Origin of the sequence: Acinetobacter sp. yr461 (assembly GCF_900110445.1) — a bacterium.
GTDB lineage: Bacteria > Pseudomonadota > Gammaproteobacteria > Pseudomonadales > Moraxellaceae > Acinetobacter > Acinetobacter calcoaceticus.
This window is the reverse complement of sequence record NZ_FODU01000017.1, coordinates 17663-35474: the sequence shown is the minus strand read 5'-3', so window position 1 is coordinate 35474 and position 17812 is coordinate 17663. Positions and strand designations below refer to the sequence as shown.

16 protein-coding genes and 4 tRNA genes are annotated in these 17812 nt (G+C 41.3%); 9 read left to right on the top strand and 11 right to left on the bottom strand.

Features of this window, described 5'->3' with window-relative positions; all coding sequences use genetic code 11:
• Positions 1-146 precede the first annotated feature (146 nt).
• The 5 genes from BMW38_RS16780 (at position 147) to tcuB (ending at position 6032) form a co-directional block, all read left to right on the top strand.
• A complete protein-coding gene (locus tag BMW38_RS16780; protein ID WP_045437610.1) occupies positions 147-1457 on the top strand; it encodes an MFS transporter in 1311 nt (436 codons plus the stop codon).
• Positions 1458-1543: 86 nt separating this feature from the next.
• A complete protein-coding gene (locus BMW38_RS16775) occupies positions 1544-2338 on the top strand; it encodes a substrate-binding domain-containing protein (protein WP_017392363.1) in 795 nt (264 codons plus the stop codon).
• Positions 2339-2469: 131 nt separating this feature from the next.
• The gene (locus tag BMW38_RS16770) at positions 2470-3399 is read left to right on the top strand and encodes a LysR family transcriptional regulator (RefSeq protein WP_092710171.1); all 930 of its coding nucleotides are present in this window, start codon (positions 2470-2472) and stop codon (positions 3397-3399) included.
• A gap of 103 nt (positions 3400-3502) precedes the next feature.
• The gene (gene tcuA / locus BMW38_RS16765; protein WP_092710168.1) at positions 3503-4909 is read left to right on the top strand and encodes an FAD-dependent tricarballylate dehydrogenase TcuA; all 1407 of its coding nucleotides are present in this window, start codon (positions 3503-3505) and stop codon (positions 4907-4909) included.
• A complete protein-coding gene (tcuB, locus tag BMW38_RS16760; protein ID WP_092710166.1) occupies positions 4899-6032 on the top strand; it encodes a tricarballylate utilization 4Fe-4S protein TcuB in 1134 nt (377 codons plus the stop codon). The genes tcuA and tcuB overlap by 11 nt, the downstream gene beginning before the upstream one ends.
• A 78-nt stretch (positions 6033-6110) precedes the next feature.
• Here the strand turns inward: tcuB and BMW38_RS16755 are convergent, their stop codons facing one another.
• Positions 6111-6644: an HPP family protein gene (locus BMW38_RS16755; RefSeq protein ID WP_033846700.1), complete on the bottom strand. Its 534-nt coding sequence runs from the start codon at positions 6642-6644 to the stop codon at positions 6111-6113.
• Between the two features lie 99 nt (positions 6645-6743).
• Here BMW38_RS16755 and BMW38_RS16750 point away from each other — a divergent pair, with 99 nt between their 5' ends.
• Positions 6744-7292, top strand: a complete 549-nt coding sequence (locus BMW38_RS16750) for a TetR/AcrR family transcriptional regulator (protein ID WP_092710163.1) — start codon at positions 6744-6746, stop codon at positions 7290-7292.
• A 14-nt stretch (positions 7293-7306) separates the two neighbouring features.
• Entirely contained in the window at positions 7307-7966 is a 660-nt protein-coding gene (locus BMW38_RS16745; protein WP_092710161.1) for a VOC family protein, read from the top strand.
• A gap of 85 nt (positions 7967-8051) precedes the next feature.
• Here the strand turns inward: BMW38_RS16745 and BMW38_RS16740 are convergent, their stop codons facing one another.
• The 3 genes from BMW38_RS16740 to BMW38_RS16730 all read right to left on the bottom strand — a co-directional run bounded on the left by BMW38_RS16740 (position 8052) and on the right by BMW38_RS16730 (position 12104).
• Positions 8052-9281, bottom strand: a complete 1230-nt coding sequence (locus BMW38_RS16740) for a CaiB/BaiF CoA transferase family protein (RefSeq protein ID WP_092710158.1) — start codon at positions 9279-9281, stop codon at positions 8052-8054.
• A 52-nt stretch (positions 9282-9333) separates the two neighbouring features.
• Positions 9334-10656 (bottom strand): MFS transporter, encoded by a 1323-nt coding sequence (locus BMW38_RS16735; protein WP_092710156.1) that lies wholly within the window; start codon positions 10654-10656, stop codon positions 9334-9336.
• A 227-nt stretch (positions 10657-10883) separates the two neighbouring features.
• A complete protein-coding gene (locus BMW38_RS16730; RefSeq protein ID WP_092710154.1) occupies positions 10884-12104 on the bottom strand; it encodes an acyl-CoA dehydrogenase in 1221 nt (406 codons plus the stop codon).
• A gap of 246 nt (positions 12105-12350) precedes the next feature.
• On the opposite strand from BMW38_RS16730, the gene BMW38_RS16725 reads away from it, so the two are divergent.
• Positions 12351-13301: a LysR substrate-binding domain-containing protein gene (locus BMW38_RS16725; protein WP_092710151.1), complete on the top strand. Its 951-nt coding sequence runs from the start codon at positions 12351-12353 to the stop codon at positions 13299-13301.
• Positions 13302-13396: 95 nt separating this feature from the next.
• Here the strand turns inward: BMW38_RS16725 and BMW38_RS16720 are convergent, their stop codons facing one another.
• A complete protein-coding gene (locus BMW38_RS16720; protein ID WP_092710148.1) occupies positions 13397-14572 on the bottom strand; it encodes a zinc-binding dehydrogenase in 1176 nt (391 codons plus the stop codon).
• A gap of 11 nt (positions 14573-14583) precedes the next feature.
• Positions 14584-14709 (bottom strand): hypothetical protein, encoded by a 126-nt coding sequence (locus tag BMW38_RS19730; RefSeq protein ID WP_280138567.1) that lies wholly within the window; start codon positions 14707-14709, stop codon positions 14584-14586.
• A gap of 265 nt (positions 14710-14974) precedes the next feature.
• Between BMW38_RS19730 and add the strand changes: the two genes are divergently transcribed.
• Positions 14975-15970: an adenosine deaminase gene (gene add, locus BMW38_RS16715; protein ID WP_092710146.1), complete on the top strand. Its 996-nt coding sequence runs from the start codon at positions 14975-14977 to the stop codon at positions 15968-15970.
• A gap of 194 nt (positions 15971-16164) precedes the next feature.
• On the opposite strand, the gene BMW38_RS16710 is transcribed toward add, so the two are convergent.
• The 5 genes from BMW38_RS16710 to nadA all read right to left on the bottom strand — a co-directional run bounded on the left by BMW38_RS16710 (position 16165) and on the right by nadA (position 17770).
• Positions 16165-16241 (bottom strand) — tRNA-Pro (locus BMW38_RS16710).
• 4 nt (positions 16242-16245) lie between these two features.
• Positions 16246-16321: transfer RNA gene (locus BMW38_RS16705), tRNA-His, on the bottom strand.
• Between the two features lie 32 nt (positions 16322-16353).
• Positions 16354-16430: transfer RNA gene (locus BMW38_RS16700), tRNA-Arg, on the bottom strand.
• Between the two features lie 56 nt (positions 16431-16486).
• Positions 16487-16563, bottom strand: a tRNA-Pro gene (locus BMW38_RS16695).
• A gap of 142 nt (positions 16564-16705) precedes the next feature.
• Complete coding sequence (gene nadA, locus BMW38_RS16690; RefSeq protein ID WP_092710144.1) at positions 16706-17770, bottom strand: quinolinate synthase NadA; 1065 nt, start codon at positions 17768-17770, stop codon at positions 16706-16708.
• Positions 17771-17812 lie beyond the last annotated feature (42 nt).

The window sequence follows — 17812 nt, the reverse complement described above, 5'->3', positions numbered from 1 at the left end:
AAACAAGGCATCACATTTTCTACAAAGGACACCTTTAAATCTTATCTCTAACCCATTTGCTATTTAGGTTTATTGAATGAGTCGATTTAAGGCCCTCTATTGAAGATCGTGAATGTTTCCATTTTGTCAGGCCAAGGAGGTCTCCAATGGATGTCGTGAATAACCGTAGGGCTACTTTTAAAAAAATATTAAATGTAACGAGTGGCAACTTTTTAGAACAGTACGATTTTTTTCTTTTTGGTTTCTATGCCACTTATATCGCAGCAAAATTTTTCCACTCTGAAAATGAATATGTCTCTTTAATGATGACATTTACCGTATTTGCTGCGGGCTTTCTTATGCGTCCTCTCGGCGCTATTTTCTTGGGCGCTTATGTCGACAGAGTTGGGCGACGTAAAGGTCTTATTGTGACCTTGAGCCTTATGGCAATCGGAACTATCTTAATTACCTTTGTGCCGGGTTATGAGACCATTGGTATTATTGCGCCAATTTTGGTGGTGATTGGGCGACTATTACAAGGCTTCTCGGCAGGTGTTGAATCTGGCGGTGTATCCATTTATCTAGCTGAAATTGCAACAGATAAAAACCGTGGATTTATTACCAGCTGGCAGTCTGGCAGCCAACAAATTGCGGTTGTGTTTGCAGCATTACTTGGCTACTGGCTCAACACCATTTTAACTCATGCTCAAGTGGGTGAATGGGGCTGGCGTATTCCGTTCTTAATTGGTTGTTTAATTATTCCTTTAATCTTCTTGTTCCGCCGTACATTAGAGGAAACTGAAGACTTTAAAGCTCAAAAAACTCATCCATCGACCAAAGAAATTTTCAGCACGCTTGCGAGCAACTGGCGCATCGTACTTGCGGGCATGATGATGAGTGCCATGACCACAACAACGTTCTATTTCATTACGGTTTACACCACGGTGTATGCAAAACGTACTTTAGAAATGTCGGTAACAGATAGCCTTTTAGCGACTGTGTTTGTTGGTTTGTCGAACTTCTTCTGGTTGCCAATGGGTGGCTTACTATCAGACAAAATTGGTCGTCGTCCTGTTTTAGTCGGCATTACGACACTTGCCATCTTCACCACTTACCCAGTTTTAAGCTGGTTGGTGAGTGACATTAGTTTCACCAATCTGATTATTACGCTTGCTTACTTCTCGTTCTTTTTTGGTCTATACAACGGCACCATGGTCGCAACCCTCGCGGAAGTGATGCCAAAGCGTGTACGTACAGTCGGCTTCTCTTTAGCTTTTAGTCTTGCAGCAGCTATTTTTGGTGGCATGACTCCAATTGCATGTACATATCTCGTTGAGCATACAGGTAACGCAAGTACACCAGCATTCTGGCTGATGTTAGCAGCGGTATGTAGCCTGATCTCAAGTTTATATCTATGCCGTGGTTCTCAACAGAAAAATACTGACGCAATTGCTGAACCTGTGAAGGTTAGCGCTTAAAACAACAACTTAACCTGAAATTTTAATGAACAGTACGGCGCATGTTGCTGCCGTACTGTGCTCTCCTATCATTAAAGCGAGATACTATGAAAAAGTCCCCTATCTTCATGACCATTTGCCTAGCTGGTGCAGGCTTAGGCTCGACCCTTGCTAACGCAGATACACTCGAAGTGATTAGCTCAGGCGGTTTTTATTCATCTATGGAAAAACTCATTCCAATATTTGAAAAGCAAACTGGCCATAACGTTCATCTCTCGTCTGGTTCATCAATGGGTGCATCGCCAACTGCAATCCCAAATCGACTCGATCGCGGTGAACATTTTGATGTGGTGGTGTTGGCTGCTCCTGAACTAAACAAACTCGCAGAAAAGGGCTATGTAGACCCAAATTCACAAAGTGCTTTGGTTAATTCAAGCATTGGCATGGCTGTTCCAAAAGGGGCGCCAAAACCAGACATTAGCTCTGCGGCAAAATTCGAAAAAGTTTTATTAAATGCTAAGCACATTGGCTATTCAGCAAGTGCGAGCGGCACGCATCTTGAAAAAGATGTTTTCCCAAGCTTCCCGCCTGTGGAATACAAAGTGATTTCTGGTAAAGCTGAAAAAGTAGTAGGTGATCGTGTTGCTAAACGTATTGCCGAAGGTCAGTTTGATATTGGTTTCCAGCAAATTAGTGAAATCAAACCTTTTACTGGTCAATATGGTCAGGTTGATTTAGTAGGTCCAATTCCTGCGCCTTATCAGAAAGTCACCGTGTTTGCGGCTGGCATTGGTAAAAACTCTGAACATGAAAAAGTTGCAAAAGAACTCATCAAATTTGTGAAGTCACCACAAGCAACACAAATTATTGAAGAACAGGGTCTTGAGCAGGTTAAACAATAAAAGCTCTAAAAGGCAACATCTTGAGGTGATGTTGCCTTTACTCTGTTGGTGGTTTACTCAGTGTAATAGAACAAAATGTATAACGATAAACCAGTGTAGAATAATCAATAAAGGTCAATGTAGTATTTGCCGTGGAACTCAAACAATTAAAGTATTTTATTGCAGTGATCGAGTCAGGAAGCTTGGGTAAAGCTGCAAAAAATCTCGATATTGGAACGTCTGCATTAAGTCAGCAAATCTCAAAATTAGAAAGCGAACTTTCTATTCGCCTTTTACAACGTACCGCTTTGGGCACAGTTCCCACCCCTGCCGGTTTAGCTTTTTTTCAACAGGTTCAACTGGCGCTTAGGCATCTAGACCATGCCGTAGATTCTGCTCATTCTTCACGTTTAAGCGGTCACGTCACCGTAGGTTTTTCACCGAGTGTTGCAGCGGTTATTGGTACGCATTTTCTAAAACTCATGAGAAATCGCTATCCCGACATTAAAGTACGTTTAATTGAAGGCTTATCTGGTGATCTCAAAGCCTTGGTTAATGCAAGACAGCTCGATGTTGCAATCATCTTTAGTGACGATGTTGACCCTCAGTGGGCGATACAGCCTTTAGTCAAAGAACAGATGTTTTTAATCTCGCCAAAAGAAGTGCTGAGCCAGTACCACCTTGAAAACTGTATCGACACTCAAACCATTACCCATCCACAACTAAAAGAACTTCCACTGATTTTACCGAGCCAACGGCATGGGCTGCGTTTGTTGCTCGAACAAAAAATTCATCAGCTTAAAGTGGCCTATGAAATTGATGGGCTACATTTGCTAATGGAAAGCATTAGCCAACTTGAAATGGCAACCATCCAACCTGCAGGTGCAGCATTAAACTCTCGGCAAGACTTATGTTTACTGCGCGTTGTAGAACCTGCAATTGAACGGATAAACTATTTAATTAGTTTATCTGAAGAAGAAATTTCGCCTGCCACTTTAGCCACTAAAGTGGTGATTCGTGCCTGTGTAACCAACCTGATTAATGAAAAACGCTGGCCGGGTGCGGAGCTCATAAACACTTAAGCCATTAGTGTTTATTTTTACTAAACACCCATTCAAGCTTAGCCTCTCACTTCACCCTCTCTTTTAAAGCTACATTAGCCCTAGCTGAGAAAGGGAGAAATCCATGCATGATGTGATTGTAATTGGTGGTGGGAATGCCGCACTGTGTGCCGCGCTCACGGCAAAAGAAAGTGGCGCGTCTGTGCTAGTAATAGAAGCAGCACCTAAAGAATGGCGTGGTGGTAACTCACAACACACTCGTAACCTTCGCTGCATGCATGATGCTCCTCAAGATGTATTGGTCGATGCCTACCCAGAAGAAGAATATTGGCAGGACCTACTTAAAGTAACTGCCGGAAAAACCAATGAGCACTTAGCTCGTCTGGTCATTCGTAGCACAGCGACCTGCCGTGACTGGATGCGTAAACATGGTGTGAATTTTCAGCCACCACTCTCGGGTGCTCTGCATGTTGCACGTACCAACGCCTTTTTTATGGGTGGCGGTAAAGCCCTTATAAATGCCTACTATCGTAGTGCCCAAGAACTTGGCATCGAAATTTTATACAACACAAAAATTAAAGATCTAAAGTTAAACCAAGGACATTTTGAAGCCGCAATTGCTGAAGATGGTCGTGTGTTTAAAGCAAAAAGCTGTGTATTGGCCGCAGGTGGTTTTGAGTCAAATCTGGAATGGTTAAGAGAAGCATGGGGACAAAATGAAAACGACGAATGGCCTGCCGATAATTTCATTATTCGTGGTACTCGCTTTAATCAAGGCAACTTACTCAAATTTATGATAGATCAAGGCGCCGATATTATTGGTGACCCATCACAATCGCATTGCGTCGCTGTAGATGCACGAGCACCGTTATATGATGGCGGCATCTGCACCCGTATTGACTGCGTTTCATTGGGTATTGTAGTGAATAACAAAGCCGAGCGTTTTTACGATGAAGGCGAAGACTTCTGGCCAAAACGTTATGCGATTTGGGGCCGTCTTGTTGCCAAACAACCACAGCAAATTGCCTATTCGATTATTGATTCAAAAGCCATTGGTCGCTTTATGCCACCTGTGTTTGCCGGTGTAAAAGCAAATAGCATTCAAGAACTGGCCGAAAAAATCGGGCTAGATGCAAAAACCTTCTGTCATACGGTAGAAGAATTTAACCAAGCCTGCGTACAAGGCACCTTTAACCACACGGTTTTAGATGACTGCACCACCGAAAATATTGTGCCCAACAAAACCCATTGGTCCGTTCCGCTTGATCGCCCACCGTTCTATGCCTATGCGCTTAAACCCGGCATTACCTTTACCTATTTAGGTTTAAAAGTCGAAGACGATGCTGCTGTACGTTTTAATAATAAAGCCAGTCGCAACCTGTTTGTCGCAGGTGAAATGATGGCAGGTAACGTACTCGGTCAAGGTTATACCGCAGGGGTCGGCATGTCGATTGGCACGACCTTTGGACGCATTGCCGGAAAAAATGCAGCCCACTATGCACTTTCACAAGGAGTTGAACATGAATGCTAGTACCAAAGCCCTGATTCCAGTTGTTCAGCTCTCTGACCATGAACAGGAAGTTCAAAGGGCCTTACAGATTTGTAATGCTTGTCGCTACTGTGAGTCATTTTGTGCTGTATTTGCGGCCATGACCAAGCGTCTTGAGTTTAACCAAGCCGATATTCATTACCTCGCAAACTTGTGCCATAACTGTGGCGCTTGTTTACATGCTTGCCAATATGCCCCGCCGCATGAGTTTGGTGTAAATATTCCACAAGCAATGGCACAAGTACGTTTAGAAACTTACCAAGAGTTTGCGACCCCTCAGCCTTTAGGCAGACTTTATAAGTCTGTCGGGATTCCTTTTGTCTCGGCGTTAACACTTATTTTCTTTTTATGCATGTTAGCTGTGGTGTGGCACAAAGGCACCGACCTATTTGCAGGCTACCAAGGTAATTTCTATGCGATTTTCCCGCATAACTTTTTAGCTCTACTTTTTGGAGCGACCTTTACAGTGGCGATTGTTCTGCTCGGCATTGGAATTAGTAAGTTCTGGCGACAAACATCTAAAGTCATTCATGGCAAAGTTGAAAAACCTGATCTTGTTCAAGCTACTCAAAATGTATTAACACTTAAATATTTAGATGGTGGGCATGGCAAAGGATGTAATGAGCAAGATGACCGTTACACACAAATCCGTCGCGTGTTCCATCACCTGACGTTTTATGGCTTTATGCTCTGCTTTGCAGCCACAGGTGTAGCGACTTTATATCACTACTTTCTTGACATACATGCACCTTATCCTTTCTTTAGCTTGCCTGTAATTTTAGGTACTTTGGGTGGGCTTGGCTTAGTGATTGGGCCATCTGGCTTGCTCTATTTAAACCTTAAACGCCATCCATTACATGGTGACCGTGAGCAAAAACCTGTAGACCGAGGCTTTATTTTACTTCTACTGATAGTCAGCGCTTCAGGATTAGCCCTTATGGCTTTTCGTAATTCTCCGTACATGGCACTTTTATTGATTTTCCATTTAGCTACGGTTATGACGTTCTTTATTACCATGCCTTTTGGAAAGTTCGCACATGGTTTTTACCGCAGTGCTTCTCTACTCAAATTTGCCATCGAAGAACGTATTTCTAAAAAATCATAATTTTACTCAAAAGTATTCACTATCTTGGCATAGTGAATACTTTTATTATTTTTCAGCTCAAAATACTTCATGCCTTCCCTACTTTTTACTATTTAAAATTCCCAAGCCATACATCGGCCACTTGGTGCTCGCTTTAATATTATTAATCAGCATCGCCACCAAAACTAAAGAAACGGCGCCAACCAAAACAGGAAAAATTAAGAAACTCCACTGGTAATGTATGCTGCTCGCGGTGAGCAAAATAACCAAAGGATTGGCACCCGCAGGTGGATGAACACACTTAAACACTTGCATAAGTGCAATGGCACAGCCCACTGAAAATGCAATTGTAAAAATAGAAACACCCACAAATTTTAGAAAAAACAAACCCACAAAAGCCGAGATAAGATGCCCAAATATAATATTTCTCGGCTGTGCTAAAGGTGATTGCGACACGGTATAGAGCAAAACACAGGTCGCACCAAACGGCGCCATGATAAAAATATTGTGTGTGAGCTTACTCAACCACAGAAGTATAAAAATACTGACTGTACCCCCAATAAGACTTCTTAAAATATCAATTTTATTGGGCGATGGAGCCAGTTTTTCTTTGCCATAAAAGATCGAGAACATAGGTTTTATTCCTCAAACAAAAAGTTGCTTTTTAAAAAGCATATAGATAAAATCCTAAATAGTACAGATCTGTACTATTTTATTTTTTGGAAAAGACACATGTCAAAATCTGCCTTAAAAATATTAGATACAGCCGAGAAGTTATTTAACGAAAATAGTTTTGTCGGGGTTGGCGTCGACCTGATTCGCGATGAATCCGGTTGTTCCAAAACCACCATGTACACGTACTATAAAAATAAAAATCAACTGGTTCAGTCTGTACTGATTGCTCGTGATGAACGGTTTAAGCAAAGTCTTTTAGGCTATGTGGGAGATGCAACGGGGTTAGAAGCCATCAATAAAATTCTTGATTGGCATACCAATTGGTTTAGGCAAGATTTTTTTAAAGGCTGTTTATTTGTAAGAGCAGTCGCTGAATCTAACCAAGATGATCAAGACATTATTTCTATTTCTAAAGCCCATAAACAATGGATTAAAGTACTGATTGCACAAAACTGCAATATACCCAATGGTGAAGCTTTATCTGAGCTGATCTATACGGTGATTGAAGGCCTCATTAGCCGCTTTTTAGTCGATGGCTTCGATGAGGCCCTTGCAATAAATATGAAAAATTCTATTAATCAATTATTTAATATTCATCAACATTAGCATGAGAACTTAAAATGGAAGTGGACCATATTTTTATTTGTGTACAATCAGGCGCTCCCGAAGCTGAAACTTTAAAAAAATTTGGTCTAACAGAAGGCTCATCCAATAAGCATCCGGGTCAAGGTACAGAAAACAGACGCTTTTTCTTTAAAAATAGCTTTATCGAATTAATCTTTTTAAATAACCCAGAAGAAGCTTCAAGTGATCTAACCAATCCAACCCTGCTCTTTGAGCGCCTAAGTGCGAAAGACAATATCGCATCCCCTTTTGGTATTTGTTTTCGCCCTAAAAATAGAGATGATAACGGCGCAAAATTTCCTCATTGGGTTTACAAGCCAAGCTATTTACCAGCCAGCTTAGAAGTAAATGTTGCTAAAGATTCTGTGGTATCTGAGCCAATGTGGTTCTTCCTTTCATTTGCTTCACGACCAGACCTTGCTGCGAAAGAAAAACAACAACCACTTGTTCATAGCAAAGATTTATCAGAAATAACTTCTATCAAAGTTTCTATTCCAAACCTCGAACAGCACCCTACTTCGTTACTCTTCAATACGCTTGATAGTTTTGAAGTGACAAATGGATCAGAGCATTTAATGGAAATCAGTTTTGATCATGAACCTCAAGGAATGATTCATGATTTCAGACCAGAGTTGCCACTTATTTTTAAATATTAAGGCTCTTATTTTCCAATAAAAAACTGTGATTTATTGCAAATCACAGTTTTCATTAAAATTGAATCACATTAAAAACGGCAATAACTTAAGCAATTTTCCCATCAATAATGCCTTTCTCTTTTAACGTAGCCAGCTCCTCTGCTGTTTTAAATCTCGATAAGATTTGAGCAGTATGTTCACCAAGCTCTGGCGGTGCATGATGATATTCAACCGGAGTATCAGACAGCTTCATTGGTGAGCCAATCGTTTGGAAGTTTTCATTTAAACGATGGGGAATATTGACCACCAAATTACGATGCACAATTTGTGGTTCATCCAAAGCATCTTCAATAGAGTTGATAACACCTACAGGTACTTTTAAAGCATGAATCATCTCAACCCATTCTTTGGCAGTTTTCTGCAAAAAGTACTCCGACAATAAAGGAATCAGTTCATTTCGATACTTTACACGGTCTTGATTACGCACAAATTTTTCATTTTCGAGTAACTCTGGATAACCAATCGCAACACACAAATCTTTAAACTGTTTGTCGTTACCGCAAGCAATAATAAATTCTTTATCTTTAGCCTTAAAAGTTTGATACGGCACAATACTCGGGTGTTGATTACCCATGCGCTGTGGTGCTTTACCTGAGGCTAAATAGTTCATTCCTTGATTTGCCAGTGCCGCAACCTGCACATCAAGTAGTGACATATCAATATATTGACCACGCCCTGTGTGCGAACGTGCAATTAAGGCCGCTTGAATGGCAATGGTTGAATACAATCCAGTTTGAATGTCTACCACAGCCACACCAACCTTTTGTGCACCCCCGCCAGCCACATCATCAGGTTCACCGGTAATGCTCATTAAGCCAGACATACCCTGAATAATAAAGTCATAACCGGGTTCTTCCGCACGCGGACCATCTTGCCCAAAACCGGTAATCGAGCAATAAACAAGATTGGGGTTGAGCTCACTTAATGAGGCATAGTCCAAACCATATTTAGCCAAAGATCCTGTCTTGTAGTTTTCAATTACAACATCGGCAGTCTTAGCAATTTCATAAATTAAAGCCTGACCTTCTGATGTTGTAATGTCCACCGCAACAGAATATTTATTACGGTTGGTACACTGAAAATAGCCAGATTCACGGGTCATGTTTCCGTCTTGATCGGGCATCCATGGCGGCCCCCACATGCGAGTGTCATCACCAACTCGAGGACGTTCAATTTTAATCACTTCTGCGCCAAGGTCTGCCAAGATTTGCCCACACCATGGCCCCGCAAGCACACGACTTAAATCTAAAACTCGAATTCCTTGTAATGCACCCATAACGATACCCTTATCTTTTTAGAAGGTACTCAACGCACCTTCTTGTCATTGTTTATGATTGTTTTTGCGGATCGTACTGACGATCTTTAATAAATAAGCCCGGCAATACACCCGCAACAAAATATGCAGCGCCCATCACAATAAAGGCCATGGTAAACGTACCACCCGATGCCAAGAAACCAATCGTGGCTGGTGCAATCGCGGCCCCAACACGACCAATGTTATAGGCACCGCCAATAGCTGTTCCGCGCACATCAGTTGAAAAACTTTCAGCCATATACGTCGCGTTCACACCGTATGGAATGCCATATAAGAAGCCAAAGGTGATCAATAAATACAAAATATTGTCAGGCGTATTAAAGAAAATAATGATTGGCAAGAACACAGCGCTGGCAATTGTTCCAAACACAAAAACAGCACGGCGGTTAAATTTATCAGCAAGATAACCCGCTAAAATTTTGCCTAGAATCATTGCGGTATATGAACCCACCATATAACTGGTTAAGTTTTTAAAGTTCATATGCACTTCTGTTTCTAAATAACTTGGCATCCAGTTGTTAATGCCGTAATAACCAAACTGCAAGAAGAATGCTGTAGTCATCCACAACAAAAACATTTTACGGTGCTTAAAGTTATTAAAAATTTGCTTATAGATGCTGCTACTTTTGGGTTTCTCAGTCGCTACAATTTCTTGAGGCTGTCTGTTGCCTTGCAAGCTTTCAATTTTGGTGAGCTGCCAAGATTTTGGTTCTGGCACAAATCGTTGTAGAAAAATATTAACAAAAGCAGGCACCACGGTCAGAAAGAACAAAACACGCCAGCCATGATCGGGAATAATTGCACCAGCTAACAGCGTCGCAGCAATATAACCCACTGTTTGGCCAGTCTGTAACGTGCCCAATACGGTTGTACGGTAAGTTGTCGGCACATATTCAGCCATTAAGGTATTACAGGCCATATAGAGTGCTCCGATTCCTAAAGCACCAATAAAGCGTAAAGCCATAAATTGTTCAAAGCTTTGCGTAAAACCCAATAAACAGGTTGCTACTGAAAAGAAGGTCACTGAGTTGGCAATGGTCCGTACACGACCAAACTTGTCACATGCCCAGCCACCTAAAATACCGCCAACGCCCATACCTGCCAAGGAAGCACTACCCAATGCACCTGCTTGAAAGGTACTTAAACCAAACTCTGCCTTTAAACTGGTCAAGCTATAAGACAGCAGCATAATATCAATGCCATCGACCACCATCGCAAAATAGGCAAATAACAACGCCCATTTCCATGTATGAGGTCCGATCTTTTCATATGTTCCAAGATTACTTGGAAATGTATTTCTTAACTCTTTAGATATTACTTGAACGTCATTGTTCATCTTTAGTTCCTCATTTTCCCAAATGAGTCATCGGTAGCCTACTTATGTTTTCTGTATGACTTAATCTTCTATACTTTTCATCATCTTATATTCAATTTTAAGTACACAGAGGGACATCTTCACATGAGTATCCTTACGATGAATCTTGTCATTATCCATAAATTTTTGCGTAAAAATCCCTAAAGGCGCTCTCGAAAGAACACCTCTATCTTTTAAAAATGAATGAGTTAGTTACTAAATGCTGCGATGCCTGTTTGTGCACGACCTAAAATCAAGGCATGAACGTCATGTGTACCTTCATAGGTATTTACGACTTCAAGATTGACCAAATGGCGTGCTACGCCAAACTCATCACTAATACCGTTTCCACCCATCATGTCACGCGCCATGCGAGCAATATCAAGCGCCTTTCCACAGTTGTTACGCTTAATTAAAGATGTGCCTTCAACTGACGCAATACCTTCATCTTTCATGCGTCCGAAACGTAAAGCTATTTGCAAACCTAATGCAATTTCAGTTTGCATATCTGCCAGTTTCTTTTGAATCAACTGATTGGCAGCCAAGGGACGACCAAACTGTTTTCGGTCCATTGTATATCGATGTGCGGTATGCCAACAGAACTCGGCAGCGCCCATTGCGCCCCATGCAATGCCATAACGGGCACTATTTAGGCAAGTGAACGGACCACGTAATCCTCGAACTTCAGGGAATGCATTTTCTTCAGGCACAAAAACGTTATCCATCACAATTTCACCCGTAATCGATGCACGTAAACCGACCTTGCCATGAATGGCAGGCGCAGATAGCCCTTCCCAGCCCTTTTCTAAAATGAAGCCTCGAATATCACCAACATTACCTTCAGCAGAAACTTCTTTTGCCCAGACGACAAATACATCGGCAATCGGACTGTTGGTAATCCACATTTTTGCGCCACTTAAACGGTAACCACCGTCAACTTTTTTAGCACGGGTAATCATACTGCCCGGGTCTGAGCCATGGTCTGGTTCGGTCAAACCAAAACAGCCAATGTATTCACCAGTTGCCAGTTTAGGCAAATACTTCTGCTTTTGTTCTTCGGTACCAAATTCATGAATCGGAACCATCACCAATGAGCTTTGTACACTCGCCATAGAGCGATAGCCCGAATCGACATATTCAATTTCACGTGCGACCAAACCATAACTCACATAGTTCAAACCTGCACCGCCATATTGCTCAGGAATGGTTGGCCCCAATAAGCCAAGCTCTCCCATTTCACGAAAAATAGACGGATCTGTTGTTTCATGACGGAATTGTTCAAGTACACGTGGTTGCAGGCGTTCTTGGCAATAGGCATGGGCCGCATCACGAATCATGCGTTCATCTTCGGTAAGCTGTTGCTCAATTAAAAATGGGTCTTGCCAGTTAAATTGAACTTTTGCTTTTTTTGTTGTCACCATGTGATTCATCGCATCCTCTGCTTGATTTGATCTTCTTTATTTAACTCGATGTTATGCGTGAAAAATGCAGTAATCAAACGATAAATGTTCATGCAGATATGCAACTTACGCATATTTAAAATAAGACGTATCAAATTTAGATATTTAATTGGTTGTATTTCATTAAAAATGGCTTATTTTTAGACTAAACTCTGCTATCTGCATTTAGGTCATATGCTGTTTTGAAATATGACGACAAATAAAAGGATTCTATTTATGCGAAGAAGTATCCCGTCAATTCAGGGCCTGACTTGCTTTGAAAGTGCAGCAAAACATCTAAGTTATACCTATGCTGCGCAAGAGTTATGTATTACCCAAAGTGCAGTCTCGCGCCAAATTCAGCAGTTAGAAGATTTCTTGGGAGTTGAATTATTTATACGTACTCGGCATGGCGTCGAGCTAACTATTGCGGGCCAACAATATTTTAAAAGCATTAAACCCTACTTGTTAGGGCTAGAGAAATGTACAGCCGATGTCATTTCTCATAAAGGTTTAGGTGGAACATTAAAGTTAGGTGTTGTTCCCACATTTGCAACGCGCTGGTTATTACCCAAGCTCCATCTTTTAAATCAAAAATACCCTGAAATTACGGTTCATTTAGAAACCAGTACCAAGCCATTTTTATTCAATGACAATATTTTTGACGCTGCTATTTTTGCAGGTACGCAGCAGCAAATTGACCACTGGCCTGGCATACAAGCGCATTATTTAATGGATGAAGAAATTGTACCTGTTTGCTCACCAGCGCTGATCGAAAAGTATTTTCCAGATGCAGTGATGATCAATGAAAATACCTATGATTTAAGCTCCGAAGATTTACTAAAAATTCCCCTGCTGCAACAAACCACTCGGCCTAGCATTTGGCAAGAATGGTTTCTGACTCATCACATGCAACATCCAAAACCCTTTGATGGACAACGCCATGAGTTATTTTCAATGCTTGCGGTTGCCGCCAGTCATGACATGGGAATGGCTCTAATTCCACAAATGTTGATTGAATCTGAACTACAAAAAAAAGAACTGGTGATTGTTTCTAATAAAAAACTAAAAGGCAGCCGAAAGTATTATCTCATTCATTCGAGCCAAGACATAACTCCAACTATTCAGAAATTTGTTGACTGGATTTACCACGAATTAGAGCAGCTAAAAAGCAACACATCTCTATAGCTATTATTGAACAGCCAATATTGCGATTTATACTCATAAAAAGATTGTGATTGATGAGATCACAACCTTTTTAGTTAAGCGTAAATAGCTCTGAATTAATGACTCATCAATTGAATATCAGAACCACGACGTGTCGGGTCAATCAAAATTTTGGCATGCTGTTCAGGGTCTCGTAACGCTTCAAATGCACTCGTAACACCCTCTAAACCGACAACACCGGTAATCAATGGTGAACAGTTCACTTTACCTTCTGCAATCATATGCAGGGCATCTCGAAACTCAAGCGGCGTATAGCCCAACACAAACTGAATTTCTAACTCTTTATTAATCGCAAGTGCAGGTTCTATTTTGTCACTTTGCATGCACACACCTACCCCAACAATTCGGGAAAACAAAGGTGCACCTTCAATAATTTGCTGTAAAACACCCGGTACGCCCACACACTCAAAAATAACAGGACGTTTTGGCAAAGCGCCTAACTTATCAATCATGCGCCACCCATGCCACCACGGTAAGCGTGTCGCTTGTAACTTATCAAACAGCCCCATGCCCATATTAATTGCATCAGAAACATTACCAAGCAAACCAAACTCTTTCCAGTTGGCAAATGGCGATGTCTCTTTCGGATCTACCACAATATCGGCACCACATTGCTCAGCAAGCTTACGGCGGTTTGGCGAAAAGTCACTAGCAACCACTGTTTTAACCCCAGCCGCTTTAAGCATTAAAATAACACCTAACCCGACAGGTCCACAGCCAATCACAATAGCAGGTTCACTAGTTTTCACACGGCTACGGCGAACAGCATGCAATGCAACCGCCATAGGTTCAGTCATGGCAGCACTATCTGCATTTAAGCCATTCGGTACTTCAAACATCAGGCTCGATTGAGCAAGTACCTGCTCGGCATAACCACCTGAAGCATTTGGAGAAAGCCCTGTAGATAAATAACCATGCTGGTCTACATTCAAAAGAGGCATCGCACAAACGAGTGTATCGGCTTTAAATTTATGACGAGTTTTTGGACCATAATCCAAAACTTTGCCACAAAACTCATGTCCCAGTACGAATGGATCGGTAGATTTTGCTAAACCATTAAACCCGACACGTGCGGCTAAATCATGCATGTGGTCGCAGTGATGTTGCATATGCAAATCAGAGCCACAAATCCCGCATCGAACCACTTCTAATAACACCTGTCCTTTTGTAGGAGTTAATTTCGGTTGGTCCACTACTTCTAATTTTGCTTGATGACAAAGTACCGACTTCATTTGAACGCTTCCTATTTCTTCTTTTCATTTACTTGCCAGAAATAGATTTCTACAGATAAATTAATCGCCTTATCAGTTTGGTCTTTAGCAAGCCTTTGCTCATCTTTACAAGTAATAGGCGAAATACCAATGACCATTCTTTAGCCAATCTATTCTTAAAGAGTCAACAAAAGATAGGCTTAGCGAGATTAAAAACAATAAAAATCTTAGTGCTTGTATCTTACACAGACTGCGTTATCTTCTTAGGCCAGAACAATGTCATCAAAATTAAAACTTAAACGAATATCTTAAGTTCAAAAAACTCCACTAAACCACTTTTCACAAAAACATAGCAAATCCAAACTTTTATCAGTGACCCTAAACAGGCATGATGAATTGATATGAACAGATAAGAAGAAAACTATGATTACAAAAACACTTCCCCTTACAGATATTCATCGCCACCTTGATGGCAACATCCGTATTCAAACCATTTTAGAGTTAGGGCAACAATACCATTTAGATTTGCCTGCCTACGACATTGAATCTTTACGCCCACACGTACAAGTGATTGACAACCAACCCGACTTATTAAGTTTTTTATCTAAACTGGATTGGGGCGTAAAAGTATTAGCGAGTTTAGATGCCTGCAAACGTATTGCTTTTGAAAATATGCAAGATGCAGCACAGCAAGGCCTAAATTATGTAGAACTACGTTTTTCACCGGGTTATATGGGCATGACTCATCAACTACCACTTGAAGGCGTTGTTGAAGCGGTTATTGCTGGTGTAAAAGAAGGCAGTCAGACTTACGGGGTAAAAGCGAATTTAATTGGGATTATGAGCCGTACTTTTGGTCAAGAAGCCTGCGAAAAAGAATTAAATGCTCTACTTGCCCATAAAAATGATATTAAAGCGTTGGATCTTGCTGGAGATGAGATTGGTTTTCCGGGCAATTTATTTATTGATCACTTTAAAAAAGCACGTGATGCAGGTTGGCATATTACGGTACATGCAGGCGAAGCTGCCGGCCCAGAAAGTATTTGGCAAGCTATTGAAGAATTAGGTGCCGAACGAATTGGACATGGCGTTAAAGCAGTTCAAGATTTAAAACTTTTAGATTATTTGGCTAAACATAAGATTGGTATTGAATCTTGTCTCACTTCAAACATTCAAACCAACACAGTACCCTCACTAGCACAGCATCCATTAAAGACTTTTTTAGAACATGGTGTGCTTGCCACTATTAATACAGATGACCCTGCTGTAGAAGGCATTGAGATACAACATGAATATTTAAGTGCTGCCCCATTGGCAGGATTAACCCCTGAACAAATTTATACAGCTCAAGAAAATGGACTTAAAATCGCATTTTTATCAGATAAAGAAAAAGATGAGTTAAGACAAAAATATCAGTAACAGAGAACAGAGAACAGAGAACAGAGAACAGAGAACAGAGGTTATATGTATTAAAAAATACGAGTTCAAATATTGGATTGCGTTTAAATTAAAATTTTTAAATAGAAAACAAAAAAATTCCTTCTATCTATAAGATAAGAAGAAATTCTTTTTAATATTTGGGATATTTTATAAAGCTTGAAAGCTTTTAAATATGGTCGGAGCAGTAGGATTCGAACCTACGACCCCCTGGTCCCAAACCAGGTGCACTACCAGGCTGTGCTATGCTCCGAAATTGGGGTGAATGACGGGATTCGAACCCGCGACAACTGGAATCACAATCCAGGGCTCTACCAACTGAGCTACATCCACCATCAAATAGTTCTATGTACCAAGCTACCGAGTGGCGCGCCTGACAGGATTCGAACCTGTGACCATCCGCTTAGAAGGCGGATGCTCTATCCAACTGAGCTACAGGCGCTTAACCGATGATGCTTATCATGCGATACTTCGCCGATCTTAAAATATTATTTTAAGTGGTCGGAGCAGTAGGATTCGAACCTACGACCCCCTGGTCCCAAACCAGGTGCACTACCAGGCTGTGCTATGCTCCGATCTATCTCAGCTTTTGCTGTATCGCACATCGTGCGGTACGGTGTGCATTCTAGGCGCGACGCCCTCAGACGTCAACACCTATTGTCAAAAAAAGTTAAAAATCCTTATCAAATGTATATTTAACAAGCATTTTGAGGATTTTTAACGCTTTAACGATGCACTAAAGGCTAACATTCGATCTAAAGGCATTTTGGCACGTTCAGCAAGTGCTGGATCTACGTGTATTTCCTGATCGCCCTTTTGTAAAACTTCTAAAATTCCATCGAGTTCATTCATTGCCATCCATGGACAGTGTGCACATGAACGACAAGTTGCACCCTCACCTGCTGTTGGCGCCTCAACTAAAATCTTATTTGGTACAGCTTGCTGCATTTTGTAGAAAATACCACGGTCAGTTGCCACAATGAGTCTTTCATTTGGCAAAGTCTGCGCAGCTTTAATCAATTGAGAAGTACTACCTACCGCATCTGCAATGTCTACAACCGACTCTGGAGACTCAGGATGTACCAATACAGCAGCATCTGGATATAGTGCTTTCATGTTGGCAATGCCACGTGCACGGAATTCTTCATGCACAATACATGCACCATCCCAAAGCAACATATCAGCACCGGTTTTCTTTTGAATGTAACGGCCTAAGTGCTGATCTGGTGCCCAGATAATTTTTTCACCCAAGCTATCAAGATGTTCAACAATTTCAACTGCACAGCTTGAAGTCACCACCCAGTCTGCTCGTGCTTTAACAGCAGCAGATGTATTGGCATAGACAACTACGGTGTAGTCAGGGTGCTGATCACAAAAGGCAGTGAACTCATCAACCGGACAACCTAAATCGAGTGAACACGTAGCTTCGAGTGTCGGCATTAAAATTGTTTTTTCAGGAGACAGAATTTTTGCTGTTTCTCCCATAAATTTAACACCTGCCACAACCAGTGTAGAGGCGGCATGATCTCGTCCGAAACGGGCCATTTCTAAAGAGTCAGAAACACATCCACCTGTTTTTTCGGCAAGCTCCTGTACTTCAGGGTCGCAATAGTAGTGTGCAACAAGGACAGCATCACGTTTTTTGAGCTCTGCTTCGATCTGAGCAAACTTTTGTTGTTTTGCTTCTTCACTTAAGCTGTTGTCTTTTGGCTCACCTAAACGGTCTAAATGCGCTTGTACAATGTTTTTTGCATCGTTGGCAATTAAAGTCGCATCACTCATAAAAACGTCTTCTCTATCCTTCATGCTGGCATACCTGCTCGC